The sequence below is a fragment of the Curtobacterium sp. PhB142 genome, from assembly GCF_004341255.1.
Lineage (GTDB): Bacteria > Actinomycetota > Actinomycetes > Actinomycetales > Microbacteriaceae > Curtobacterium.
In genome coordinates this window covers 19,410-42,768 of record NZ_SLUT01000001.1, presented here as the reverse complement: position 1 = coordinate 42,768, position 23,359 = coordinate 19,410, and the positions used below count along the sequence as shown (strand labels likewise).

The following is a 23,359-nucleotide window of genomic DNA, read 5'->3' as shown; positions in this document are numbered from 1 at the left end:
CCGGGGCACCGCCGCCCCACACTCGCACCACCCGACCCGAGGAACCGATGCACACCCAGACCAGACCGGCCCGTCGCCTCCGCGCGCTCAGCACCACCGTCGCCGCGATCATCGGCCTGACCGCGGCCGTCGCCGGCACCGTGCCCACCGCGGCGACCGCCGCCACCGCGGCCTCGGGTCCGAGCACGTCCGTCACGGGCGGCACGCTCGACTGGGGGTTCAAGCAGTCGTTCCGGAACTACGTGCCGGCCGCAGGGCAGTCGGTGTCCGGCGGTGCGTCGAAGAACGCCGACGGCACGTTCCGGTTCGCCGCGTCGGGCGGCAGCTACGACCCCGGCACGCGGAAGCTCACCGTCACGGGTTCCGGTGCCGCGGTGTTCGACTACCGGGCGCACATGTTCGTGATCTCGCTGCGCGACCCGGCGATCGAGCTCACGCCGACCACCGGCACCCTGACCGCCGGGGTCGACGTGCGGCTGGTGGACCCGACGACCGGTGCCACGACGGCCGACCCGGGGACGAAGCGCATCGCGTTCGCGACGATCGACGTCACCAAGGGCACCCGATCGGTCACCGACGGGGAGTACTCGTGGACCGGTCTGCCCACCACGATCACCGCGGCGGGTGCGGCGGCCTTCGCAGCCGACGTCACCGGCGGCGGGAACCCGACCCAGTTCTACGCCGCGGGCACCGCGCTGGACCCGCTGTCGGTCGCCGTGACGGGCGACTGGGCCGCCGAGGGCACGGACGGTGACGGCGGCGCCGACGGTGACCAGGGGTTCAGCGACCCCGGCGTCCAGGGGGTCGTGAGCACCGGCGTGCAGACCACGGTCGGTGACCGCACGATCGGCCGGGTCACCACGGTGGTGCGGGACGCCACGCGCGCCCTGAACGTCGTGCAGGTACCGGCGGCCGGAACCGCCAAGGCAAGTTACTTCGTCGTGGACGACGACGGCAAGCGCGTCGCCGGGCCGATCGACCCCGGTGTCGCCACCTCGAAGCCGAGCGTCGACCCGTCCACCGGGAACATCGTCGCGACCGCGTCGTTGCCCGCCGCGGAGTTCGGCGGCACCGGCGCGAACGTCCAGGGCTGGGTCGTCGTCGAACGCGGCACGGATGCCGCCTACCGGGACGTCGTGCACGTGAAGCCGTCCGTCGCGGTGCCCGCCGCGAAGGCGTTCACGATCGACCCCGCCGACGGCTCGATCGTCGCGCAGGTCGCCCCGGCCGCGAACGGCGGGTCCGCGGGGCTGCTGCGGGTGGCCGCGGTCGGTGCGGGAGCGGGTGCTGGTTCTGGTTCGGGTGGCTCTGGTTCTGGCGCTGGTCCCGGTTCTGGTTCTGGTTCGGGTGCGGTGACCGAGGTCGGCACCAGCCCCGCTGGCGGGACCGTCCGCGCCGTCACCCGCACGGCCACCCTGATCGGCTCGGTCACCGGGACGATCTCGTCGGTCGGCGTCGACTGGACCGGCGAGCGCGCCGTCGTCTTCGACCAGGCCGCCGCCCTCGCCCGCGTCGTCGCCCTCGACACCGGGGCCTCGGTCGCCGACGTGTCGATCGGCGCCACCGCGACGTCCGGGGCCACCGGCGGGACCGTCGTCGATTCCCGGGGCCGGGCGTGGTGGAGCAACGACGGCGACGCCACGCTCCGAGCCGTCTCGCTGCGCGGGACCCCGGCCGTGACGACCTCGATCGACCGGGTCGGCGGTGCCGCGTACCTGGCCGTCGACGAGTCCGCGAAGCGCCTCTGGGTGTCGGCCGCCGGCAGCACCGACACCGGCAACGTCGTCCGCGCCTACGCGATCGACGGCAGCACCGCGCCCACGCTCGGCGCCGAGTACACGCCCGGCACCACCTACACCGGCGACCCGATCGTGGTCGCCGCCGACGGCCGCGCGGTGGTCGGCGTCGTGAACGCCGCGACCGACGCCGCCGACCAGGGGCTCCGCACGTTCACGGTCGTGACCACCCCGACCATCACGGCGCAGCCGGCCGACGTCGCCGTGACGCTGACCGGCGCGACCACCGGAACCGACGGCAGCACGACCCCCGCCACGCCGCAGCAGGTGTCCTTCGCGGTCACCACGACCGGGTCCCCGACGCCCACCGTGCAGTGGCAGCAGCACACCCCGTCCGGCTGGGCCGACCTGCAGGACGGTCCCTCGGTCGCCGGCGCGACGACCAGCACACTCCGCATCACGGCCACCGAGGGGCTGGACGGCGACCGGTACCGCGCGGTCGCCACGAACGTCCTCGGTGCGACCGTCGTCGGTCGGGTCGCCTCGGACACCGCGACCCTGCGCGTCACCGTGCAGGCGCCCACGAACCCGGGTGGCGGGAACGGCGGCGGGGGAACGGGCGGCGGCACCGGCGGCGGGTCGACCGTGGTCGGTGCGGACGGGTCGATCACCGGGGCGGAGAACGCCCGGGGTGCCTCGACGAACGTGCGGCCGGCCACCGGCCTCTCGACCGCCGCGGCGGGCACGAAGCTCACCGTGACGGGCTCCGGCTTCACGAAGAACACCAACGGCTCCGGGCTGTACGTGCTGTTCGGGTACGTCACGAAGCACCCGAGCGCCGGGGGAGCGGCCGGCGCGGGCTACGACTACGTCCCCGGGTCCGGCGGCACCGGGCAGGACGGCCAGGGCTTCGTCGCCTGGCCCGACAACACCGGCACCGGCGCCGCAGCGACCGCGAAGTTCAGCGGCACCAAGAACGCCGGCTTCACGCAGGGCGGCGTCATCGCGCGCTCCACCTTCACCGGCCAGTCGACGAAGCGTGTCGACTGCCTGTCCGGGGCCGTGCAGTGCGGGGTCCTGACCATCGGTGCGCACGGCGCCGCCGACGCCGCGCTCGAGACCTTCACGCCGGTGTACTTCGCCGGACAGACGGTCCCCGGCACCCTGCCGATCGGTCCGACCACGGGTGGTGGTACCGGCGGCAACGGCGGCACGGTGATCCAGCCGCCCGTCGTGCAGCTGCCGCCGGCCGCCACAGCACCGACCATCACGAACGCCTCGGACACGGCGCCGACGGCCGCGCCGACCGCTGCGCCGACCGCAGCGCCGCGGAACACCGCCGCCCAGCCCCGGAACAGCGCGAAGGCCCCCTCGGCCGCCGAGCCACCCACGGCCCCCGCCGCGGACTCCGACGAGCTGGCACGCAAGATCGACGCCGGCGACATCACGACCGTCGCGGCCGCCGACGCCGGGATCCCCGACGAGGTCACCGCCGGTGACCAGCTCGAGCTCCGCCTGCCGTGGACGGGCGACGACGAGGGCGGGAGCGTGTGGACCTACTCCGAACCGGTGCAGGGCGACGACTTCACCGTCGAGGACCGCACGGCCACCGCCACGGTCGACACCACGGGCCTGGAGGTCGGCGACCACCACGTCGTGCTCGTCGGTGACCAGGGAACGGTCGTCGCGGTGCCGTTCTCGGTGACCGACGGGGTCGAGGCGGTCACGCAGCCGGCCGATGGGTCGGCCGCCGCCGCGGCCGCGTCCGACGGGAGCAGCGGCGGGGGGATGTCCACCGAGACGCTGCTGCTCGTCGTGATCGGCTTCCTCGCCGGGCTCGTCGTGCTGGCGATCGGGCTCGTGGTGCTGCTGCTGACCGGGGTGCTGCAGGTGCGGACCCGTCGCACGCCGCGGGTGGCATCGGCTGCGGCGCGCGTCTGACGCCGGCGTCGTGTGCCGTCAGGCGCGTGCACACCCGAGCCCGTCGAGGAACAGCGCCTCGGCCAGGGCCATGTGCTCGATCTCGGACGGATCGACGCTCTCGTCCGGCGCGTGCACGTTCGCAGCCGGCTCGGACACCCCCGCCAGGATGACCTCGACCCCCGGGATCGTCCGTTCGAGCGTCGCGCAGAGCGGGATCGATCCGCCGCCGCCGAGGGAACCCACCGACGACACCCGGTACGACGACGCCAGTGCGCTCCGGAACGCCGACGAGTACTGCCCCGCCGTCGCCCGGAAGCCGTCGCCGGTGCCCGTGACCCGCGCGGTGACCTCGATCCCGGAGGGCGCTCGCCGCAGCAAGTGCGCCACGAGCAGTTCGCCGGCGGCAGCGGGGTCGACCCCCGGCGGGACCCGGAGGTTCAGCGCGGCACCGGCGGTCGCCTGCACGGACGGCGACGACCCGGCGATCGCCGGCGCATCGATGCCGACGACGGTCAGCACCGGCCGTGCCCAGACCTGGGATGCCGGGTCCCCGGACCCGATCGGCACCGCGCCGTCGAGCAGTCCGGCGTCGGCCGCGAACCGGTCGGCGTCGTAGGGCAGGCCGTCCCAGGTCTGCGAGGCCTCGAGTCCGTCGACGGTGGTGTCCCCGGCGTCGTCGCGCAGCGTGGCGAGCAGGGCCACCAGGGTCGCGATGGCATCGGGCGCCGCACCGCCGAACATCCCCGAGTGCACGTTGCCGTGCAGCGCTCGGACGCGCAGCTCGACGAACGCCGTGCCGCGCAGGGTGGTCACGAGCGCGGGGACCCCGACGGCGGCGTTGCCGGCGTCCATCACGACGGCTGTGTCGACGTCGGCGAGGTCCGCTGCGTGGGCGGACACGTACTGCTCGAGACCGTCGGTGCCCTGCTCCTCGGACCCCTCGACGACCACGACGAGTCCGACCGGGAACGATCCGTGCACGTCGAGCAGCGCCCGCAGCGCCACGAGGTGGGTGACGACCCCGCCCTTGCAGTCAGCAGCACCGCGACCGTACAGGCGACCCTGTCGCTCGGTCAGGGTCCACGGGTCGCTCGTCCACGCTGCGAGGTCGCCCGCGGGCTGGACGTCGTGGTGGGCGTAGAGCAGGACCGTCGGGGCGCCGGGCGGCGCGGGGTGGGTCGCGAGGACCGCCTGCGAGCCGTCCGACGTCGTGACGAGGCGCGAGGTCAGGCCGAGGCCGTCGAACGCACCCCGCACGCGCTCGGCGACGCGGCGGCAGTCGTCGAGCGACTGCACGGCCGGGTCGTGGACGGACGGGATGGCGACGAGCGCCGCGAGCTCGTCGAGCCCCGCGGGCATCCCGGCGCGGACCGCGTCGCGCAGCGCTGCGTCGCCGGTGCTCACGAGCGCCCGATCTCCCAGATGCGGAACTCACCAGAGGCGTCGACCGACTTCGTCAGCCCGGTGAGCGACTTCTGCCCGATGACGTTCTCCTGCCCGGCGAGCAACGGGATGAGCGGCACGGACTCGGCGGTGTCCTGCTGGATCTCCTCGATCTGCTTCGTCCGCTCGGTCGCGTCGGCCTCGACCGCCTGCGCGGCGACCAGTTGCTGCACGGCCCGGTCGTCGAAGTGGTTCGCGAGCAGGTTGACGTCGTCGGAACCGTAGGCCGGCTTCAGGTACGACGAGGCGTCGGGGTAGTCCTGGAAGAACCCGAGCTGGAAGACCGGGTACTCGCCCTTGCCGACGTTCCCGACGTAGGTGTCCCAGCTCGCCGACTGCAGGTCGACCGTGAACAGGCCGGTGTCCTCGAGCTGCTGCTTGATCAGTGCGTACTCGTCGTCCGACCCCGAGCCGTAGTGGTCGGTCGTGTACTCGATCGGCAGCGCGACGGGCGTGCGCACGCCGGCCTTCTCGAGGATGGCCGCGGGGTCGGCGCCGTCGTACTCCGTCTGGAACGCATCGGTCGCGCCGGTGAAGTCGGACGGCACGATCGAGTACGCCGGAGCGTAGGTGCCCTGGTAGACGTCCTTCGCGATCGCCGCGCGGTCGACGGTCGCGGCGACCGCCTGGCGGATCGCGGTCTTCTGCGCGGTGTCGTCACCGGGCATCGTGTCGAGGTTGAAGCCGAGGAACCGGACCTCGCCCGACGAGCCCTGGACCCGCTGCAGGCCGTCGTCCTCGGACAACGAGGTGACCTCGGTCGGTGTGAGCTGGCGGTACGCCACATCGGCGTCACCCCCCTGCACCGCGAGCTTGAGGTCGGCGGACTTTGTGTACTGCTTGATCGTCACGCTCGACGACTCCGGCGCGGTGCCGTCGTACTCCTTGTTCGCCGTCAACGCGATGGTCGCCCCGCCGTCGACGGACTGCTGCAGCGCGTACGGACCGGACCCGACGACCCCGTCGGCCGCGTGGACCTCCGTCCCCGAGAACACCCCGCTGTCGACGATCGCCCCGGCCATGCTCGCCAGGACGTACGGGAACGTCTGGTCGTTCGCCTGCTTCAGGGTGAACGTGACCTCGTCGCCGTCGGCCGCCACGGACGCCATGTTGGCGAGCAGCGACCCCGGACCGTTCTCGGAGCCGATGCCGACCTGGCGCTCGAACGAGAACACGACGTCCTTCGCCGTCAGGGCGTCACCGTTCGAGAACGTGAGCCCGTCACGGATCCGGCACACGTAGTGGGTGCCGTCGGTGAAGTCGCACGACTCGGCGACCTCGGGACTCGTCGTGGTCTCACCGGCCGGGTAGGTGAGCAGGTGCTGGTACAGCTGCGTCTGCACCGTGTAGCTGCCGCGGTCCCAGGCGCCGGCCGGGTCGAGCGAGGTGACGGGATCGGTCGTCCCGATCACCAGGCCGTCGGAGACGTCGGTGGACGCCCCGGTCGAGGCGCAGCCGGTGAGCACGGCGGCGACGGCAGCGGAGAGCGCGAGCGCGGAGAAGAGTCGGGTCGTCACGGGGTTCCTGAGGGGGATGGTTTCGAGAGGGAGAAACGGGGATGTGCGGCCCCGCGGGTCGCGAGGTCGGCGATCATGTCGCCGAGCAGCGGTGCGAACTTGAAGCCGTGGCCGGAGAACCCCGTCGCGACGGTGACGGGACCACGTCGGTCGATCACGAAGTCCTCGTCGGGGGAGTTGTCGTACAGGCAGCTGATGAAGGTCGGCTTCGTCGCGTCGACACCGGGCACGTACCGCGCGGCGTAGGCCTGCAGCCGCTCGGCCTCGGCCGGTACGGGCGTGAAGTCGCGGTGGTCCGGATCGACGACGGGGCCGGTGCCGTGGAACCCGACCTTGACGCCCTCGCCCGGGGTGAGAAGGCCGTACACGTCGTCGTCGGCCGCCCAGTGCACGAAGCTCGGCCACGCCTGATCCGGCAGACGGCTGGGGAAGTGCGCGGGCTGCTCCTGGGTGACGCGGATGGCCGGGAGGCCCGCCCCGCGTCCGGCGAGCAGGTCGCCGACCAGGGCGGGTGCCCACGACCCCACGGCCGCCACCACGGACGAGCTGCGGTGGGTGGACCCGTCGGACAGCGTCACGGTCACGTCGTCGCCGTGGTCCTCGAGCCCCGTCACGCCCGTGTCGAAGCGCAGCTCGGCGAGCCCCGTCCGTTCCGCCAGGGTGAGGAACACCTCGATGGCGCGGTCGGACCGGATGCGACCGGCCGTGGCGTGTGCGAGCACGTGGCCCTCGAACGCGATCCCCGGCCAGCGTGCGGCCGCGGCGTCCGGGCTGAGGGTCTCGTGCGGGATGCCGGCGTCCGTCAGCGCGGCGGCGATGGCGTCGACGACCTCGGCGCGGCCGTGGTCGACGGCCCCGGTGCGGACGATGAGCTCCTCGTCCGCAGCGCCCTCGAGCGCTTCCCACAGCGCCAGCGCGCGGGAGGTCAGGGCGACGTACTCGGGGTCGGCGTAGCCCTGCCGGAAGATCCGGGTGGCGCCGTGGGACGAGCCGTTGTGGTGCCCGCGCTCGTGCTGCTCGACGAGCAGGACGCGCTCGCCGCGGAGTGTGAGGGCGTACGCGGTGGCGGCGCCGACGACCCCGCCGCCGATCACGACGTGCGTCGGGGCCCGGTCGCTCAGCACGTCGCTCATGCCACGGCTCCGGCTCGTCGGGCGTCGGCCTCGCGCCGCGCCGGCATCATCGCTACCACCTCGGCCTCGGTCGGGGCCGCCGCCGGGAACCGTGCCGGGGCGTAGCGGCTCGCGTCGCCGAGGGTGGTCGTGCCCGTGACGCTCAGTTCCGCTGCGATCCGCCCGAGGCCCGGACCGTGCGTGACGCCGGACTCGTTGTCGCCACCGGCCACCACGAGTCCGTCCAGCTCGGGGACCGCGCCGACGATGAAGTACCGGTCGGCGGTCATCGAGACGACGCCCTGCGTGGGGGTCTCGTCGACCCCGAGCACGCTCGCGGCGGCGGGGAGCAGCCGGGCGACGATCGGGTGCAGGTACGTCCGCATGGCGTCGAGCAGGTCCGTGCGAACCGGTCGGCGGTCGGGTTCGTCGCTCCGGTCCGCACCGCCGACGTGCAGCGGCTCGTACCCGGGCCCGGCACCGTACGTCAGGCCGCCGCGGTGCTCACGGATCCACAGGCCGTGCAGCTCCGGCAGCATCAGGGTCGGCAGGGTGCCCGGCAGACCGAACGGCGTCGTCACGAGCCGGCTGGCGACGACCCGGACCGTCGGCAGCTCGCGCCCGAAGGGGGCGAGGAGGGCGTTCGTCCAGCTGCCGGCGGCGAGCACGACCTTCGCGGCGTCGATGACCTCGCCGTTCGCGGTCCGGACGCCCGTGACGGAGCCCCCACGGGCCTCCAGACCGGCGACCGGCGTGTGCTCGCGGATCTCGACGCCCCGCGCACGGACCGCGTGCACCAGCGCTGCGGCCGTGTCCGGCGCACTGATCTGGATGCCGTCCGGATGGAGGAAGCCCGCGGTGACCGCGGTCGGGTCGAGCCCGGGCACGAGGTCGGCCGCCTCGGCCGGGGTGAGCGTCCGCGCCCCGGCCGGCCGGAGCGGGTGCTGCTCGAACGGCGGCAGGTGGTCGGCCTGGCCCTGCTCGGTGACGGTCAGCCAGACGTTGCCGTTCTGCCGGTACCCGGTCGGGCCGTGGCCGGCGCCGGCGAGGTCGCGGTAGAAGTCGATGCCGTACTGCTCGACGTCGCGTTCGGACTCGTTCCAGTACCAGGCGTACCCGGCTGCCCACTGGCCGACGAACCCGGCACCCGCGGTGGTCGTGCCCCCGGCGACCGTCCCGCTGTCGAGGAGCAGGACCCGCTGCCCGAGCCCGGCGAGGTGCCACGCGGCGCTCAGTCCGATGATGCCGGCGCCGACGACGACCACGGGGGATCCGGAGGAGGACATGGAGCGAGCGTAGTGTCCCGGGGTCCCCGACAGGTGTCGTTCATGACGCCGTGTGACGCGGTGCAGAACGGCGATCGCCGCCCCGGTCGATCAGCGGTCGATCAGCGGTCGAACGCGTCGAGCACCGCCGATGCCGACCGGGCCACCAGGGCGTCGTCGTAGGCGGCGTCGGGGTCGTTCCGCGTGGTCAGGACCGAGAGCACGATCGGGTCACCGCCGGGCGGGGTCACCCGCGCCACGTCGTTCCGGATCGGCCCGGCGCCCCCGGACTTGTCGACCACGACCCAGCCGTCCGGTGCGCCGGCCCGGATGAGCGCGTCGCCGGTCGCGTTGCCGCCCATCCAGTCGACCAGCAGCGCGGTGTCGGCGCGGTCCAGGGTGCTGCCGTCGAGCACGGTCGTCAGGGCCGCGGTGAACGCCGCCGGGGTCGTGGTGTCCTCGGTGCTGCCCGGCTCGATGGTGTTGAGGTCCGGCTCGCCGTGGACCACTTCGGTGGTGGTGTCGCCGAGCTCGGTCAACGCGGCGTCCAGGCCGCTCGGACCGCCGATGCGCGTGAGCACGAGGTTCAGGGCCGTGTTGTCGCTCATCCGGACGGCTGCCTCGGCCAGCTGCTCGTACGACAGCCCGTCGGCCACGTGCTGTTCCGTCACGGGGGAGTACCCGGCAGCGGCGACGTCCGCGGCCGTCCAGTGCACGACCTCGTTCCGGGCGTCCGCGGGCACCGAGCGCAGGAACTGTGCCGCGGCGAACGCCTTGATGGTCGAGGCGTAGCCGAAGCGTCGGTCGCCGTTGTACGCGACCGTCTCACCCGTGACGGTGTCGGTCGCGACGACGCCGACCGTCGCGTCGTACTCGCGTTCGAGGCCCGCGAGTGCTCGGCGGACGCGCTCCTGGTGCGGTGCAGCGGCGCTCGCCGTCGGGGTCGGACTCGCCGTCGTCCGGGGCGGTGCCGCGGAACGGGACGTCGCCGGGGACTCGCCGTCCGCACAGCCGGTCAGGACGAGCGCAGTGATCACACCGCCGATCACGAACAAGGCAGAACGACGCATGCGAGCAGCCTTGCGGGTCACCCTGGACACATGCAGAACGGCCGCCCACCGGGCGGCCGTTCGTTCGGAGCGAGTGACGGGAATCGAACCCGCGCTACCAGCTTGGGAAGCTGGAGTTCTACCATTGAACTACACTCGCGCACCCCGCAGAACGGGACTCGGCAAGCCTAGCGGATTCTCGCCTGGAAGCCAGCCGACCGCGCACCGTACGCCTCCTGTCGGGCGTGTGTCGTGCCTCCCGAGTCTCCGCTGTGAGCACGCCAGCCTGACGGACAGGTGTCGTCCTCGTGTGTACCGTCCAGGGAGTTCCAGCGCCGAAGAACCCGAGGAGGACCGGATGGTCAGGCATCCCCTCATCGACGACGTGGTCGGTCCCGCCATCGTGGTCGAGTCCGCCTCGCCGGTCGTGTGGCTGACGGACGCGCTCGCCTCACTGCTCCGTCGTTCGGCGGACGCCGGCCGCATGGTCGTGCTGCGGACCGGGCGCGAATCCGCGATCACCCCCGCCCTGCGGCACGCGCTCGGTGCCTACGGTGCCGCGTGGGCCGTCGCCGACTTCGACGGGACGCTGCGCGACGGCCGGACGGGTGCGGCAGCCTCGGGCATCGAGGACTTCGTGCACCGCGGCCCCGAACTCGTCGGCACACCGTCTCCCGAGCACCCGGTCGCAGCCGACTCCGTCCGCCAGATCAGCATCGACCTGACGCTCCGCCACCACGCCGAGCGTGCCGTGGACATGGGGTCCGCGATCGAGGCCCTGTGCCACACCGTCGGCACCTGCCCCACCCGTTGGGGCACCGCCGAACCGCTCTCCGTGCCGTGGGACCGATGGGTCGTCACGCAGTACGCCAAGCACGAGGCGCCCGGGGTGTCGACCTCGTACGCCGTCGGCGAGGGCTTCTCCGCGACGATGACCGCCCACCTGGTCGGTGGCGTCGTCGTCGAGACGATGTCCGCCGTGTTGACCGTGCCCGAGGAGAACACCGACCCGGCGCTCGCGAACCGCCTGTTCGACGCCGTGCAGCAGGTCGCGGACCAGGTCGTGCCCGTCTTCGGTGTGGTGATGCAGCGCCGGGGGGACGCCGACCACCTGATCCGCGCGGTGTCGCACGGCGAGCCGTCGCCGCTCGCCGTCGTCGTCGGACCCGAAGCCTCCGAGTTCCTGGACCGCGACGGGGTCTGGCCGCCACCGCGCACCACGACGGCGACGTTCGGCACCCGGTCCGGGGCAGGCGACCGGTCCGGGGCGGGCGGCCCGTCCGGAGCAGGCGACACCGGTGCCGCTGACAGCGACATCGTCGACGGCGGCATGATCGTCCGCTTCGAGGACGGCTGGGAAGCCCTCGAGTCCTTCCTCGACCGCATCGACGAGGACCGCTTCCTGCAGCTCGTCGGCGGAGCGCCCCTCGACCCGGCCCACGACGAGGGCACGCTCGACGGGCACGTGCGGGACACCCGGGTGGCAGGCGGTCACGGTGCCGCGTGACGTCACCATCCTCTGCCGCCAGCCGGTCGAGCCGCGGGAGGTCGCCGAAGCACTGCTCCTGCACGACGAGTCCTGGGGCGTCCGAGCCCTCGATGACGGCCCGATGTTGCAGGTCTGCCGCGACGCCACGCACCCGGTGATCACCGTGCTCGGGGTGCGGCGGGTGGACTCCTTCGACGAGGTCGAGCGGATCCTGCCGGACGCCCCCACGATCGCGACGCCGCTGTGGTGGGTCGACACCGTCACCCCCGCGGGGTCCGACGGGGAGTCCGGGATCTCGGCGGCGCTCGAGGCCGCCCTGGACCTCGACGCGGTCTGCATCGTCCACGGCGACTGACCAGAACAGCCGCTGACGGACGCGCGCGTCAGTCGCGGCGCGCGGTGTCGGTCGCGTTGATCGCCGCCAGGCGTTCGTTGTACGCCTTCAGGTCGGCGTCGCCGTCACGTTCGGCCTTGCGGTCGAGCCGCTTCGCGTCGCGCTTGTCCGTGCGGATCCAGTTCCGCACCACGAGCAGCGCGACGAAGACCATCGGCAGCTCGGAGGCGCCCCAGGCGATGCCGCCGCCGGTGTGCTGGTCGTCGAGCAGCGCGGCGTCGTTCGTCTGGCCGAGTGCGTGGAACCAGTCGATCGCGAACACCGACTGCGAGGTCATCACGGCGACGCCGAAGAACGCGTGGAAGGCCAGCGTCGCGAGCAGCGCGATGATCAGGATCGGGTACGGCGGACGCTTCGGCCCCGGGTCGACGCCGACGAACACCCAGAAGAACAGGTAGCCGCTCAGCACGAAGTGGACGACCATCGCGACGTGCCACTCGTGCGACTGCATCGCCGCCTGGTACGCCGGCGTGAAGTAGAACACCACGAGCGACCCGGCGAAGATCACACCCGCGACGGCGGGCTTCCCCATGAACTGCATGTACCGCGAGTGCACGAAGAGCATGAGCCACTCGCGGGCCCCGCGGGAACCGTCGTTGCGGACCGGCAGGGTGCGCATGGCGAGCAGCACCGGCCCGCCGAGCACGAGCGGCAGCGGCACGAACATCATGAGCAGCATGTGCTGGACCATGTGCGACGAGAAGTGGATCATGCCGTACACGGCCGGTCCGGCCGACGTGGTCCAGATGAACAGGGCGCAGCCGATGACCCAGGCGATGGTGCGCCCGACGGGCCACTTGTCGCCGCGCTTCCGGAGCTTCCGCACGGCGAGCAGGTACCAGACGGCACCGACGACGGCGAGCCCGAGCCACACCCAGTCGATGTGCCACTGCGTCAGGTACGTGTGCATCGTCTGGGCCGGCGGGAACGGGAACCCGATCAGGCCGGAGCGGGTGTCCTCACCGGTCTCGGGTGTCTGCGGGATCGGCGGCTGCGAGCGGGACACGGCCACCGAGACGCCGATCGCGACGGCCATGAACACGATCTCGGCGAGCGCGAACCGGGTGAACCGACGGCGGTCGAGCGGCGCGCGGAGCAGCCCGGGCACCAGCTTGCGGCGCTGCACGACGCCGGCGATCCCGAGCAGCACCAGGATGACGGCCTTGACCGTGATGAGTGCGCCGTACGGGGTGGTGACGAGGTCGAGCGGACCGGTCAGCCGCAGCGAGGCGTTGACGATGCCGGAGAACGCGACGGCGCCGAACGACCACCCGGCCAGTGTGGAGTAGCGGGAGACCACCCGACCGGTCGCGCCCTTCGTGCGGGTGCGCAGCAGCACGACGGCGACGAGCCCGCCGGCCCAGACGCACACTCCGATCAGGTGGATCGCGAGGGAGTTCACGGCGTTGGCGTGCTCGAGCGAGCCGGCGGCGTGACCGGACAGTGCCAGGGGGAGCAGCGCGAAGAGGCCGAACACGGTGGCGACGGCGAGCGTCGTGACCCGGGTGGCGAACGCGGCGACCACGGTCGCGATGAGGATGGCCGCCGCGGAGACCACGAGCGCCTGCCCGATCTCGACCTGGAACGCGAACAGCATGAAGTTCCGGGCGAACACCGGACTGGTGATCGGGACGCCGAGGGTGTTGGCGCCGGTCAGCACGACGGTCACGGCCGCGGCGAGGAACCAGACCGATCCGGTCGCCGCCGCCCAGCGTGTGGCGCGGTGCTGCACGCTCGAGAGCGCCCGGTGGTCCTTCTTCTGTGCCGGCAGCGCGAACGCGGCGACGATGAGCAGGCCGACGGTCAGCGCCGCCATGGTGTCGTGCACCACGCGGGCGATCGGCAGGCCGTACTCGACCACGTCGCCGGCGGACACCAGCTGCTGGTTCGCGGTGAACGCCCCGGTGATCGTCAGGCCGAGGAGCGAGCACGCGACCGCGAGCGGGATGGCGACGACCAGCACGGTCGCGACGGTGGACGTGCGCGCGGTGACGGGCGCGGATTCCGGCGCCGGGCCTCCGGGCTGGGTTGCGGGGGACGTGACGGTCATCAACCTTGTTCCAGGGACGCGTGCGTCCGCGAGACCGCGGACCCTCCATGGTAGGCGGGTCGGTCTGGAGGAGCGGTGTCAGTCCGCAGCGCGCGCTGCGGCCCGCCTCAGGGTCGCGCCGACGACCCCTGCAGGTCGCGGATCCGGCCCAGCTCGTCGAAGTCGACCGTGATGGTCCCGTCTGCCAACGTCAGCGTGCGCCCGTCCCAGGGGACACCGCGGAGCGACGCCCAGCTCCCCACGGCGCGGCGGTGGTCGTGCACCTCGGTCGTCTGCAGGCCCTCACCGAAGACCCGGACCATCCGGGGGACCGTCGGCGGCGCGAAGAGCAGGCCCTCGAACAGCACCCAGAGGCGGGAGCCTCCGCCGACGTGCCCGCCGAAGCCGAACCACGAACCGGTCGCCAGCCGTGCTGCGATCGACATGTCCCACGCGAACTCGTACCCGGCGTCTGCGGCGTCGGCCTGCCGGTGCTCGCCGAACGGGACCTCGCCCTGCACGAGTTCCGGGATCCCGAGCCGTTCGCCCAGCGCGCGGGTGGCGTTCGCGGCGGCGAGCACCGACGCGGGGTACTGCGACGGGTTCGCCCAGCCCCAGAGCCAGCTGCGCGGCCCCGGTGCGGCCGACCCCAGGAGCTGGATCCGGAACTCGCCCGGGTGCGGCCCGACGAACTGCAGGGTGCCGGCGGCGAGGTCGACGTTCCAGCGTTCGTGGTCGTCGTACAGGTCGGCGAGCTGCAGCTGCGCTTCCCAGGCCAGGAAGACCCCGTCGCTGACCAGATCGTCCATCCCCCGTGAGCGCGTCATGGGGGAACCCTACGCCGGGCGGTGTTCCCAGATCCCCTCGCTGCCGACGCCCACGAACCCGACGGCCTCGTTCACGTCGAGCATCGGGCGGTTCTCCTCGGCGTTGAACGTGATGATCGAGGGGTGCCCCGGTGGTCGCGCTCGATCGTCTCGATCCCGACGACCTTGAGCAGCCACCCGAGCCGGTGCCCCCGGTGCTCGCGCAGCACGAGGGTGTCGCCCTGCATCACGGGCTGGGCCACGGGCCCAGGGACGGCGAGCTGGGTGAAGCCGACGAGTCCGCCGGACGACACGTCCTCCACGGCGACGGTGCGCATGGTGCGCGGGCCGTCGTCGAGGTGCTGCTCGTGCGTCCGGAGCCGGTCGATCGTCCAGGCGTCCTCGGGCTCGGCCATGTCGCCGGCCGGGGCATCGGTGCTCATCCGGCTCAGGAGGAGTGCGACGTCCGTCTGCCACCGGGACGGAGTCGGTCCGGCCCAGGTGTGCACGCGGTACCGGTCGGCCGCCGCCCGCGTCGCCGCCGCGCGGACACCGGAGAGCGCATCGGGGTCGGCCGGGAGCTCCAGACGGCTGATCCGGTTCACCTGCCCGAACCGCCACCCCCGGCTCGTCAGGAACCGGGCTCCGGGTTCGTCCTCGGGCACGACGCCGAACCCGGTCGGTGCACGGAGGTACCCGGGGCCCGCTGCGGGGCCGACCTGCCGTGACACGGCGTACGTCTTCCACTGCGTGCGGCCCTGCTGCCTCGCGACCGCTTCGACGTGCTCGGCCAGGAGCGTGCCGATGCCACGGCGCCGGTGCTCGGGCGCCACGCTGACCGCCATCCAGCAGTTCGGGGCGTCCGCGACCGCCTTCGATTCGTACGAGCCGGCCCCCACCGCGGCCCCCTCGTCGTCACGGACCAGGAACAGTCGGCTGGGCGCGTCGGGGTCGATCAGGTACGGCAGTTGTTCCTCGGGCGTCCAGAGCAGTTCCGGCAGTCCGGTGATCGACACCTCGGCGCGGTTCTGCACGTCGACCCACTCGCGGAACGCCCGCACGGTCCCCGGGTCGTCGTCCATCGTGGCGGGGACCACGAGTTCGTGGACGGTGTACGCGGTCATGTCGGTTCCTCCCGGCGGTGCGACGCCGCCCGGCTCCGGACAGCCTCGCAGCATATCGGCGAGGGTCCGCTGCCGCTAGGCTGCACGGCGTGCTGCTCTCCGATCGCGACATCACCGCCCAGCTCGCCGAGGGCCGGATCGGTCTCGACCCCCACGACGCCTCGCTCGTCCAGCCGTCGAGCATCGACGTCCGACTCGACAAGTTCTTCCGGCTGTTCGACAACCACAAGTACCCGCACATCGACCCGGCGGTCGACCAGCCCGACCTGACCCGGCTGGTCGAGACCGACCCGGACGAGGCCTTCGTGCTGCACCCCGGCGAGTTCGTGCTCGGCTCGACCTACGAGGTCGTCACGTTGCCCGACGACATCGCCGCGCGGCTCGAGGGCAAGAGCTCGCTCGGACGCCTCGGGCTCCTGACCCACTCGACCGCGGGCTTCATCGACCCCGGGTTCTCCGGCCACGTGACGCTCGAGCTGTCGAACGTCGCGACGCTGCCGATCAAGCTCTGGCCCGGCATGAAGATCGGGCAGCTGTGCTTCTTCCAGCTGTCCAGCCCTGCCGAGAAGCCGTACGGCTCGGCCGAGTACCAGTCGCGGTACCAGGGCCAGCGCGGGCCGACCCCGTCCCGCTCGGCGCAGAACTTCCACCGCGCGGACGTCTCAGCACGCCCCTGACCGCGGTCCACCCGACCCGGAATGACGTCCTCGACGTCGTGCGACATCGATGACGTCGTTCCGAGTCGACACCGCCATGCCTCCCGGCGGACGAAATGTCGCATGCTGTGTATCGTTGCAGCATGTCCGCAGTCCCTCCACGTCCGATGCCGACGGTGTCGGCGGCCGCGCTCATCCGTGACGCCCGTGACCGCGCCGAACTGACGCAGGTGCAGCTCGCCCGCCGCGCCGGCGTCACGCAGAGCGTCATCAGCACGTACGAGAACGGCCGACGCGAACCCTCGCTCGCCGCACTCCAGCGCATGCTCCGGGCCGCGGGCTTCACCACGTCGATCGACCTGCTCCCGGTCGAGGACCCACCGCCCCTGCGCGAACGCGTCGCCGCAGCACGGCACGACCTCGTCGCCGTCGTGGAGCGGTTCGGCGGCCGCAACCCACGGTTGTTCGGCAGCGTCGCCCGTGGGGACGACGGCCCGGGCAGCGACGTCGACCTGATGATCGACGTCGACGCCGGGCTCGGCATCTTCGCGCTCATGCGCATCCAGGACGGCGCCGAGCGACTGCTCGGCGTGCGCGTCGACGTCGTGGACGCCGCCGGCATGAGTCCCGAGGTCGTCCGACGCGCGGTGCCGCTGTGAGCCAGGAACCGGTGACGCCCCGGCTGGTCGGCGACCGACTCGACGACGTCATCGGCGCGTGCGAGGCCATCGGCCGGTACGTCGGCGACGAGCGGCTGCCCGAGGACCTGGTGCACGACGCCGTCCGGATGCGGCTGGTCGAGATCGGCGAGGCGGTCCGTGTCCTGCCGAGCACCGTCACCGCGAGCGAGCCGGACATCCCGTGGTCGCGGGTGTCCGACCTCGGCGACCGGCTGACCCGGCGCTACTTCGACACCACCCGCGCGGTGGTGTTCGGCACGGCCCGCACCGACGTACCGCACCTGGCCGACGCGGCGCGGCGGTTGCGCGCGACCCGGCCCTGACCCGGCGGGTCGCGCGGGCACCGGACGTGCGTGCACGGCGGACGGGAGGCACGGATCACGACGTGCCCCGGGCCTCCCGTCCGACCGTGGCCGGCCCCACGACGACGCAGGACGGCCCCGTCTCGCCGAAGCGAGACGGGGCCGTCCGTGTGAGCGGGGGAGATCAGCCCTTCTTGGCGAGCTCCTCGAGGGTGTCGTTGCCCTTGTAGGCCTCGACCGCGTTGTCCTTCGTGACCAGGATCGGCGTCAGCTCGACGGCCGGCACGATCTTCTTGCCGTTGTCGTTGTTCTTGTCCTTCGTCGTCTTCGGGGTCTTGCCGTCGGCGAGGTCGGACACCAGGTCGATGGCCGCCTGGGCCTCCTCCGTTGTGTTCTTGTAGATCGTCGAGTACTGCGTGCCCTGCATGATGAGCGGGATGGAAGCGGTCTCCGAGTCCTGCCCGGTCACGACCGGGTTCTCCTTGCCGGCGGCCTTGGTCGCGGTGAGGATGGCACGGGCGAGGGTGTCGTTGGGCGACAGGACGCCGTCGAGCTTCGTGCTGCCCGAGTAGTACTGCGAGAGCAGGTCGGTCATGCGGGACTGGGCGTTCTGCGCGAGCCAGCCCTTCGTCTGCACCTTCTGGAAGGTGGTCTGGCCCGAGACGATCTTGATCGTGCCGTCGTCGATCTTCGGCTGCAGGACGTCCATCGCACCGTCGAAGAAGACGGTCGCGTTCGCGTCGTCCGCCGAACCGGCGAAGAGCTCGACGTTGTACGGTCCGTCGCCCTTCTTCTCCTTCAGGCCCTTGAGCAGCGCCTCGGCCTGCAGCTGACCGACCTTGAAGTTGTTGAACGCGACGTAGTAGTCGACGTTCGTCGTGTTCAGGATGTTGCGGTCCCAGGCGATGACGACGGCGCCCGAGGACTTCGCCGACTTGACCTGCGCGGTCAGCTGCGAGCCGTCGGCCGCACCGATGATGACGGCCTTCGCACCCTTGGTGATCATGCCCGAGATCTGCGACTGCTGGTCCGGGACGGGGTTGCCGGCGTTGGCGTACTGGATGTCGGCCTTGAAGCCGGCGTCCTCGATCGACTTCTTGAACGCTGCACCAGCGAGGACCCAGTTCTGCGAGGTCTTGGCGGGCAGGGCGACACCGATCAGGTCGCCCTTCTTGATGGTGGTGGAGCTGCCGCTGCCGGCGTCGTCGGACGAGCCGCGCGACGAGCAGCCGCTGAGGGCGAGGCCCGCGATGAGCGCCAGGCTGAGGCCGGCGACGATCTTCTTGCGCATGTGATTGCTTTCTCTTCGTTGAGGAGGGGTGGGGCCTGAGGCCCCGCTGTGGGGAGGTGTGAGCTAGGGGAGGGTGATCTTGTCCGGCTGGTCCTCGATGGACCGCGGCTGCTGGGCGGCCACCGTGTTCTGCTCGGTGTCCTTCCGCTGGAACTGCCGCATCATGCCGCCGATGAGTGACGGACGTCCCTGCGACTTCGAGTAGACGTCGAAGGCGACGGCGACGAGCAGGACCAGACCGCGGATGATCTGCACCTTGTTGGACTCGAGGCCCATCAGCTGCAGGCCGTTCGACAGCAGCGCCATCACGAGACCACCGATGATGGAACCGGAGATCGTGCCGACACCACCGGCCACGGCGGCGCCACCGACGAACACGGCGGCGATCGCGTCCAGCTCCCAGCCGGTGCCGTCCGCGGGTCCGGACGCACCGGAGTAGGCGACGAACACCATGCCGGCGACGGCGGCGAGGACGGACATGTTCATCATGACGAAGAAGTTGACCTTCTTCGCGGAGACACCGGACAGGACGGCGGCGCTGGAGTTGCCACCGACGGCGTAGACCTGGCGACCGAAGATCGTGTTCTTCGTGACGAAGCCGTAGACGATCGTCAGGACACCGAGGATGATCGCGACGATCGGGACCGAGGTACCGACCGGGCCGGCGCCGAACAGGTACGTGGCGACGAGCGTGACGGCGACCAGGATGCCGGTGCGCACGACGGAGACCCACAGCGGCGGGACCTCGGCCTGCATCTTGCGGCGCCGTGCGCGTCCGCGCGCCTCGATGATGATGAGTGCGGCGATGGTGGCGAGGCCGAGCAGGAGCGTGCCGTTGCTGTAGCCGAAGTCGGGCCCGAAGTCACCGAGGAAGCCGGCGCCGATCGGGGTGAAGCTGTCCGGCACGGGGACCGACGTCGAGTTGCCGATGATCTGGTTGACGCCACGGAAGATGAGCTGCCCGGCCAGCGTCACGATGAACGCCGGGACGCGGACGAAGGCCACCCAGAACCCCTGCCAGGCACCGATCACGGCGCCGACGGCCAGGCCGAGCAGGATCGCGGCCCAGACCGGGAAGTTCCACACCGCGATCGACTGGGCCACGATGATGCCGACGACTGCCGCGACCGAGCCGACCGACAGGTCGATGTGGCCGGCGATGATCACCATGACCATCCCGAGCGCCAGGATGAGGATGTAGGAGTACTGCAGGAACAGGTTGATCACGTTCGTGGGCTCGAGGATCAGCCCCTGGGTGGTGATCGCGAAGTACGCGAGCAGCACGATGAGCGCGATGATCATGCCGTACTGGCCGATGCTGTTGCCCTTGCCGAAGAGCAGTTTCAGGTTGTTCATGAGGCGGTGGCGCCCTTCCGCGCGGAGGTCATGCTGCGCATGAGCGATTCGGGATCGGCCTGGTCGGCCGGGAGGTCAGCGGTGATCTGGCCCTCGAAGATGGTGTAGATCCGGTCGGAGAGACCGAGGAGTTCCGGCAGCTCGGACGAGATGAGGATGATGCCCTTCCCCTCGGCCGCGAGCTGCTGGATGATCCCGTAGATCTCGAACTTGGCGCCCACGTCGATGCCGCGGGTCGGTTCGTCGAGGATGAGGATGTCCGGGTCGGTGAACATCCACTTGGACAGGACGACCTTCTGCTGGTTGCCGCCGGACAGCTTGCCGACGTTCTCCTCGACGCTCGGCACCTTGGTGCGGAGCATCTTGCGGTACTTCTCGGCGACCGAGTACTCCTCGAGCGAGTCGACGACACCGGCCTTCGAGATCTTCTGCAGGTCGGCGGAGACCGTGGACCGCTTCACCGTGTCGAGCAGGTTGAGGCCGAGGGCCTTGCGGTCCTCGGAGACGTAGCCGATGCCGTGCTGGATCGCCTGCTGGACGTTGGTGACCTTGATCTCGTGGCCGTCCTTGATGATCTCGCCGCCGAGCCAGGTGCCGTAGGAACGACCGAACAGGCTCATCGCGAGTTCGGTACGACCGGCACCCATCAGGCCCGCGAACCCGACGATCTCGCCGCGCTTCACGTGGAAGTTCGAGCCCTTGCAGACCAGACGCGACGCGTCGAGTGGGTGCTGCACGGTCCAGTCTCGGACCTCGAAGAAGGTCTCGCCGATCTTCGGGGTGCGGTCCGGGAACCGGCTCTCGAGCGAACGGCCGACCATGCCGCGGATGATGCGGTCCTCGTTGACGCCGTCGCCCTTGACGTTCAGCGTCTCGATGGTCTTGCCGTCACGGATGATCGTGATCTCGTCGGCGATCTGCTCGATCTCGTTGAGCTTGTGGCTGATGATGATGCTCGAGATCCCCTTGGCCTTCAGCCCGACGATCAGGTCGAGCAGGTGCTGCGAGTCGTTCTCGTTCAGGGCCGCGGTCGGCTCGTCGAGGATGAGGAGCTTGACGTCCTTGTGCAGGGCCTTCGCGATCTCGACCAGCTGCTGCTTGCCGACACCGATGTTCTTGATCTGCGTGTCCGGGTCGTCGGCGAGCCCGACGCGGGCGAGCAGGTCCTGGGCGCGGAGCTGCGCGGCGGTCCAGTCGATTCGCCCGAAGCGTCCCGGCTCGTTTCCGAGGAACAGGTTCTCGGTGATCGAGAGCTCCGGGATCAGCGCGAGCTCCTGGTGGATGATCACGATGCCGGCCTGTTCCGACTGCTTGATGTTCGCGAAGCGGACCTCTTCGCCCTCGAAGACGATCTCGCCGTCGTAGGTGCCGTAGGGGTAGACGCCCGACAGGACCTTCATCAGGGTCGACTTGCCGGCGCCGTTCTCACCGCAGATCGCGTGGATCTCACCGGCGCGGACGTTGAGGGAGACCTCGGAGAGCGCCTTGACACCAGGGAACTCCTTGGTGATCGAGCGCATCTCGAGGATGGTCTCGGGTGCGGTGATCGACCGGGTCTCGAGGCCGGTGTCGATCGGGGTTGACGCCACAGTGCATCTCCTTCTGCCGCTGCGATGCGGCAGTTGTTCGGGTGGTTCTGCTGCGGCAGCGAAAGGGCGCAGGTGGCCTGCGTGGACTTCGTTGTCGCGTCCGGTGCCCCGCTGGTGTGACGCTCATGTGAACGGTCACATCGGCTGGACGGAGGTAATTTACGCACAGCCCCGGTGCGGCTGTCAATTCGGATTGGTCGCGTTTTCGTAACGGCCTGCGTGATCCCGCACGAACGTCCCCCGGACGGGAGGCACGGTGCCGGTCCGCCCCGCGTCCTGCGGATCGACCGTGGGCGCGTCACCGGCCGCGCGGGGCTCCCGTGGACGCGCGCACGACGAGTTGCGGGACGATGTCGATCGGGCGGAGCAGCTCGTCCTCGCCGGGCAGGAGCAGGTCGACGCAGCGGCGGCCGAGCTCGGCGAAGTCGACCTGCACCGTGGTGAGCGGTGGCCAGAAGTGCTTCGCCTCGGGGATGTCGTCGTAGCCGACCACCGACAGGTCGCCCGGCACGTCGAGCCCGTAGGAGCGCGCTGCGTGCATGACGCCCAGGGCCATCTGGTCGTTCGAGCAGAACACCGCCGTGCAGTCCCGCCACCGCAGGAGTTCGCGGCCGGCGTGGTAGCCGAAGTTCGCCGTCCAGTCGCCCAGGATCGGCGGGACGACGGACATGTCGCGGTCCGACATGGCGCGCAGGAAGCCCTGCATGCGGGCGTCCGCCTCGATCCAGTCCTGCGGGCCGGCGATGTGCCGGATGTACTCGTGGCCCAGGTCGAGCAGGTGCTCGGTGGCGAGCCGCGCGCCCTCCATCTGGTCGACCCACAGGGCCGTCGGGTCCTCGCCGACACTGGCCCGCATCGTCACGTACGGCGTGCGGATGCCGAGTTCCTCGATCAGGTCGAACACCCGCTGCTGGGGTGCGATGACGACGATGCCCTCGACGTCCAGGTCGAGCAGGTGCCCGAGCCCCTCGCGCACGGCGGTGTCGGTCGCCTCGGCGATGTTCGCCGTCGTCACCGAGTACCCGCGCAGCATCGCCGCGTCCTCGATCGCCTGCAGTGCGACCGCCGGGCCGTAGTGGGCGCGCCGGGCTGTCAGGACGCCGATCGTGTGGGTCCGGCTCGTGACGAGGGCCCGCGCCGCACGGTTCGGCCGGTACTGCAGCTGCTCCATCGCCGCCAGCACCTTGTCGCGCGTGGCGTCGCGGATGGCGTCGGAGTTGTTCAGCACCCGCGAGACGGTCTGGTGGGAAACGCCCGCGATCCGTGCGACGTCACGGATGCTGGGCGAACGCGGTTGCTGTGCCCGCGATGACGCCATTGCTGCTCGTTTCCGCCCGGGGCCGTGGCACGTCGATGTGCACGTTCACATTCCGGGCCAGATCATTATGCACGTCCGGAGCATCCGTGCCACCTGAGTTGTGCTGGCGGGTGATCATGGGTTACGGTTCACGTCGTATCCGGCATATCGCGTGGGCCGGATCGGACAACTGCAGATCGGCCGTCCCACCCGAGGGACGGCAGTCGCTCCAGACCTCAGAGAACAGCGACACCCGCAGCGCACCGGCGCTGGGGTGTCGCTGTTCTTTTTTTGTGCCCGG

The 23,359-nt window shown here is 71.3% G+C and carries 19 protein-coding genes and 1 tRNA gene; 6 read left to right on the top strand and 14 right to left on the bottom strand.

Features of this window, described 5'->3' with window-relative positions; translation table 11 throughout:
- Positions 1 to 47: 47 nt before the first annotated feature.
- Positions 48 to 3,677 (top strand): HtaA domain-containing protein, encoded by a 3,630-nt coding sequence (locus EDF31_RS00195; protein ID WP_131844757.1) that lies wholly within the window; start codon positions 48 to 50, stop codon positions 3,675 to 3,677.
- Between the two features lie 18 nt (positions 3,678 to 3,695).
- Here the strand turns inward: EDF31_RS00195 and EDF31_RS00190 are convergent, their stop codons facing one another.
- The 6 genes from EDF31_RS00190 to EDF31_RS00165 form a co-directional block, all read right to left on the bottom strand.
- Positions 3,696 to 5,063, bottom strand: coding sequence for a M20/M25/M40 family metallo-hydrolase (locus EDF31_RS00190; protein WP_243649776.1), 1,368 nt, complete (start codon positions 5,061 to 5,063; stop codon positions 3,696 to 3,698).
- The gene (locus tag EDF31_RS00185) at positions 5,060 to 6,619 is read right to left on the bottom strand and encodes an ABC transporter substrate-binding protein (protein ID WP_165901274.1); all 1,560 of its coding nucleotides are present in this window, start codon (positions 6,617 to 6,619) and stop codon (positions 5,060 to 5,062) included. Before EDF31_RS00185 ends, EDF31_RS00190 begins: the two co-directional genes overlap by 4 nt.
- Entirely contained in the window at positions 6,616 to 7,752 is a 1,137-nt protein-coding gene (locus tag EDF31_RS00180) for an FAD-dependent oxidoreductase (protein WP_243649775.1), read from the bottom strand. The genes EDF31_RS00185 and EDF31_RS00180 overlap by 4 nt, the downstream gene beginning before the upstream one ends.
- The gene (locus EDF31_RS00175; RefSeq protein WP_131844755.1) at positions 7,749 to 9,017 is read right to left on the bottom strand and encodes an FAD-dependent oxidoreductase; all 1,269 of its coding nucleotides are present in this window, start codon (positions 9,015 to 9,017) and stop codon (positions 7,749 to 7,751) included. Before EDF31_RS00175 ends, EDF31_RS00180 begins: the two co-directional genes overlap by 4 nt.
- A 101-nt stretch (positions 9,018 to 9,118) precedes the next feature.
- Positions 9,119 to 10,066: a class A beta-lactamase gene (bla, locus tag EDF31_RS00170; RefSeq protein ID WP_131844754.1), complete on the bottom strand. Its 948-nt coding sequence runs from the start codon at positions 10,064 to 10,066 to the stop codon at positions 9,119 to 9,121.
- Positions 10,067 to 10,134: 68 nt separating this feature from the next.
- Positions 10,135 to 10,205 (bottom strand) — tRNA-Gly (locus EDF31_RS00165).
- A 198-nt stretch (positions 10,206 to 10,403) separates the two neighbouring features.
- Here EDF31_RS00165 and EDF31_RS00160 point away from each other — a divergent pair.
- On the top strand, positions 10,404 to 11,552 hold the full coding sequence (locus tag EDF31_RS00160) for a DUF6177 family protein (protein ID WP_131844753.1): 1,149 nt from the start codon (positions 10,404 to 10,406) through the stop codon (positions 11,550 to 11,552).
- Positions 11,542 to 11,889 carry a hypothetical protein gene (locus tag EDF31_RS00155; protein ID WP_111085404.1) on the top strand — a complete coding sequence of 116 codons (348 nt, stop codon included), beginning with the start codon at positions 11,542 to 11,544 and terminating at the stop codon, positions 11,887 to 11,889. The genes EDF31_RS00160 and EDF31_RS00155 overlap by 11 nt, the downstream gene beginning before the upstream one ends.
- Positions 11,890 to 11,917: 28 nt before the next feature.
- On the opposite strand, the gene EDF31_RS00150 is transcribed toward EDF31_RS00155, so the two are convergent.
- The 3 genes from EDF31_RS00150 to EDF31_RS00140 all read right to left on the bottom strand — a co-directional run bounded on the left by EDF31_RS00150 (position 11,918) and on the right by EDF31_RS00140 (position 15,887).
- Positions 11,918 to 13,978, bottom strand: coding sequence for a cytochrome c oxidase assembly protein (locus EDF31_RS00150; protein WP_131844752.1), 2,061 nt, complete (start codon positions 13,976 to 13,978; stop codon positions 11,918 to 11,920).
- A 107-nt stretch (positions 13,979 to 14,085) separates the two neighbouring features.
- A complete protein-coding gene (locus tag EDF31_RS00145; RefSeq protein WP_131844751.1) occupies positions 14,086 to 14,784 on the bottom strand; it encodes a DUF6882 domain-containing protein in 699 nt (232 codons plus the stop codon).
- Between the two features lie 71 nt (positions 14,785 to 14,855).
- Positions 14,856 to 15,887, bottom strand: coding sequence for a GNAT family N-acetyltransferase (locus EDF31_RS00140; protein WP_165901273.1), 1,032 nt, complete (start codon positions 15,885 to 15,887; stop codon positions 14,856 to 14,858).
- Between the two features lie 89 nt (positions 15,888 to 15,976).
- On the opposite strand from EDF31_RS00140, the gene dcd reads away from it, so the two are divergent.
- From dcd to EDF31_RS00125, 3 genes are all read left to right on the top strand, one after another.
- Positions 15,977 to 16,564, top strand: a complete 588-nt coding sequence (gene dcd / locus EDF31_RS00135) for a dCTP deaminase (protein WP_123339996.1) — start codon at positions 15,977 to 15,979, stop codon at positions 16,562 to 16,564.
- A gap of 122 nt (positions 16,565 to 16,686) precedes the next feature.
- The gene (locus EDF31_RS00130) at positions 16,687 to 17,202 is read left to right on the top strand and encodes a helix-turn-helix domain-containing protein (protein WP_165901272.1); all 516 of its coding nucleotides are present in this window, start codon (positions 16,687 to 16,689) and stop codon (positions 17,200 to 17,202) included.
- Positions 17,199 to 17,546 (top strand): HepT-like ribonuclease domain-containing protein, encoded by a 348-nt coding sequence (locus tag EDF31_RS00125; protein WP_131844748.1) that lies wholly within the window; start codon positions 17,199 to 17,201, stop codon positions 17,544 to 17,546. The genes EDF31_RS00130 and EDF31_RS00125 overlap by 4 nt, the downstream gene beginning before the upstream one ends.
- A gap of 163 nt (positions 17,547 to 17,709) precedes the next feature.
- On the opposite strand, the gene EDF31_RS00120 is transcribed toward EDF31_RS00125, so the two are convergent.
- The 5 genes from EDF31_RS00120 to EDF31_RS19780 form a co-directional block, all read right to left on the bottom strand.
- Positions 17,710 to 18,816 carry a sugar-binding protein gene (locus tag EDF31_RS00120; RefSeq protein ID WP_131844747.1) on the bottom strand — a complete coding sequence of 369 codons (1,107 nt, stop codon included), beginning with the start codon at positions 18,814 to 18,816 and terminating at the stop codon, positions 17,710 to 17,712.
- A gap of 63 nt (positions 18,817 to 18,879) precedes the next feature.
- Entirely contained in the window at positions 18,880 to 20,172 is a 1,293-nt protein-coding gene (locus EDF31_RS00115; protein ID WP_131844746.1) for a sugar ABC transporter permease, read from the bottom strand.
- Positions 20,169 to 21,692 carry a multiple monosaccharide ABC transporter ATP-binding protein gene (mmsA, locus tag EDF31_RS00110; RefSeq protein ID WP_185002736.1) on the bottom strand — a complete coding sequence of 508 codons (1,524 nt, stop codon included), beginning with the start codon at positions 21,690 to 21,692 and terminating at the stop codon, positions 20,169 to 20,171. The genes EDF31_RS00115 and mmsA overlap by 4 nt, the downstream gene beginning before the upstream one ends.
- Positions 21,693 to 22,059: 367 nt before the next feature.
- Complete coding sequence (locus tag EDF31_RS00105; protein WP_131844745.1) at positions 22,060 to 23,079, bottom strand: LacI family DNA-binding transcriptional regulator; 1,020 nt, start codon at positions 23,077 to 23,079, stop codon at positions 22,060 to 22,062.
- On the bottom strand, positions 23,033 to 23,197 hold the full coding sequence (locus EDF31_RS19780; protein WP_165901269.1) for a hypothetical protein: 165 nt from the start codon (positions 23,195 to 23,197) through the stop codon (positions 23,033 to 23,035). The genes EDF31_RS00105 and EDF31_RS19780 overlap by 47 nt, the downstream gene beginning before the upstream one ends.
- Positions 23,198 to 23,359: the final 162 nt, after the last annotated feature.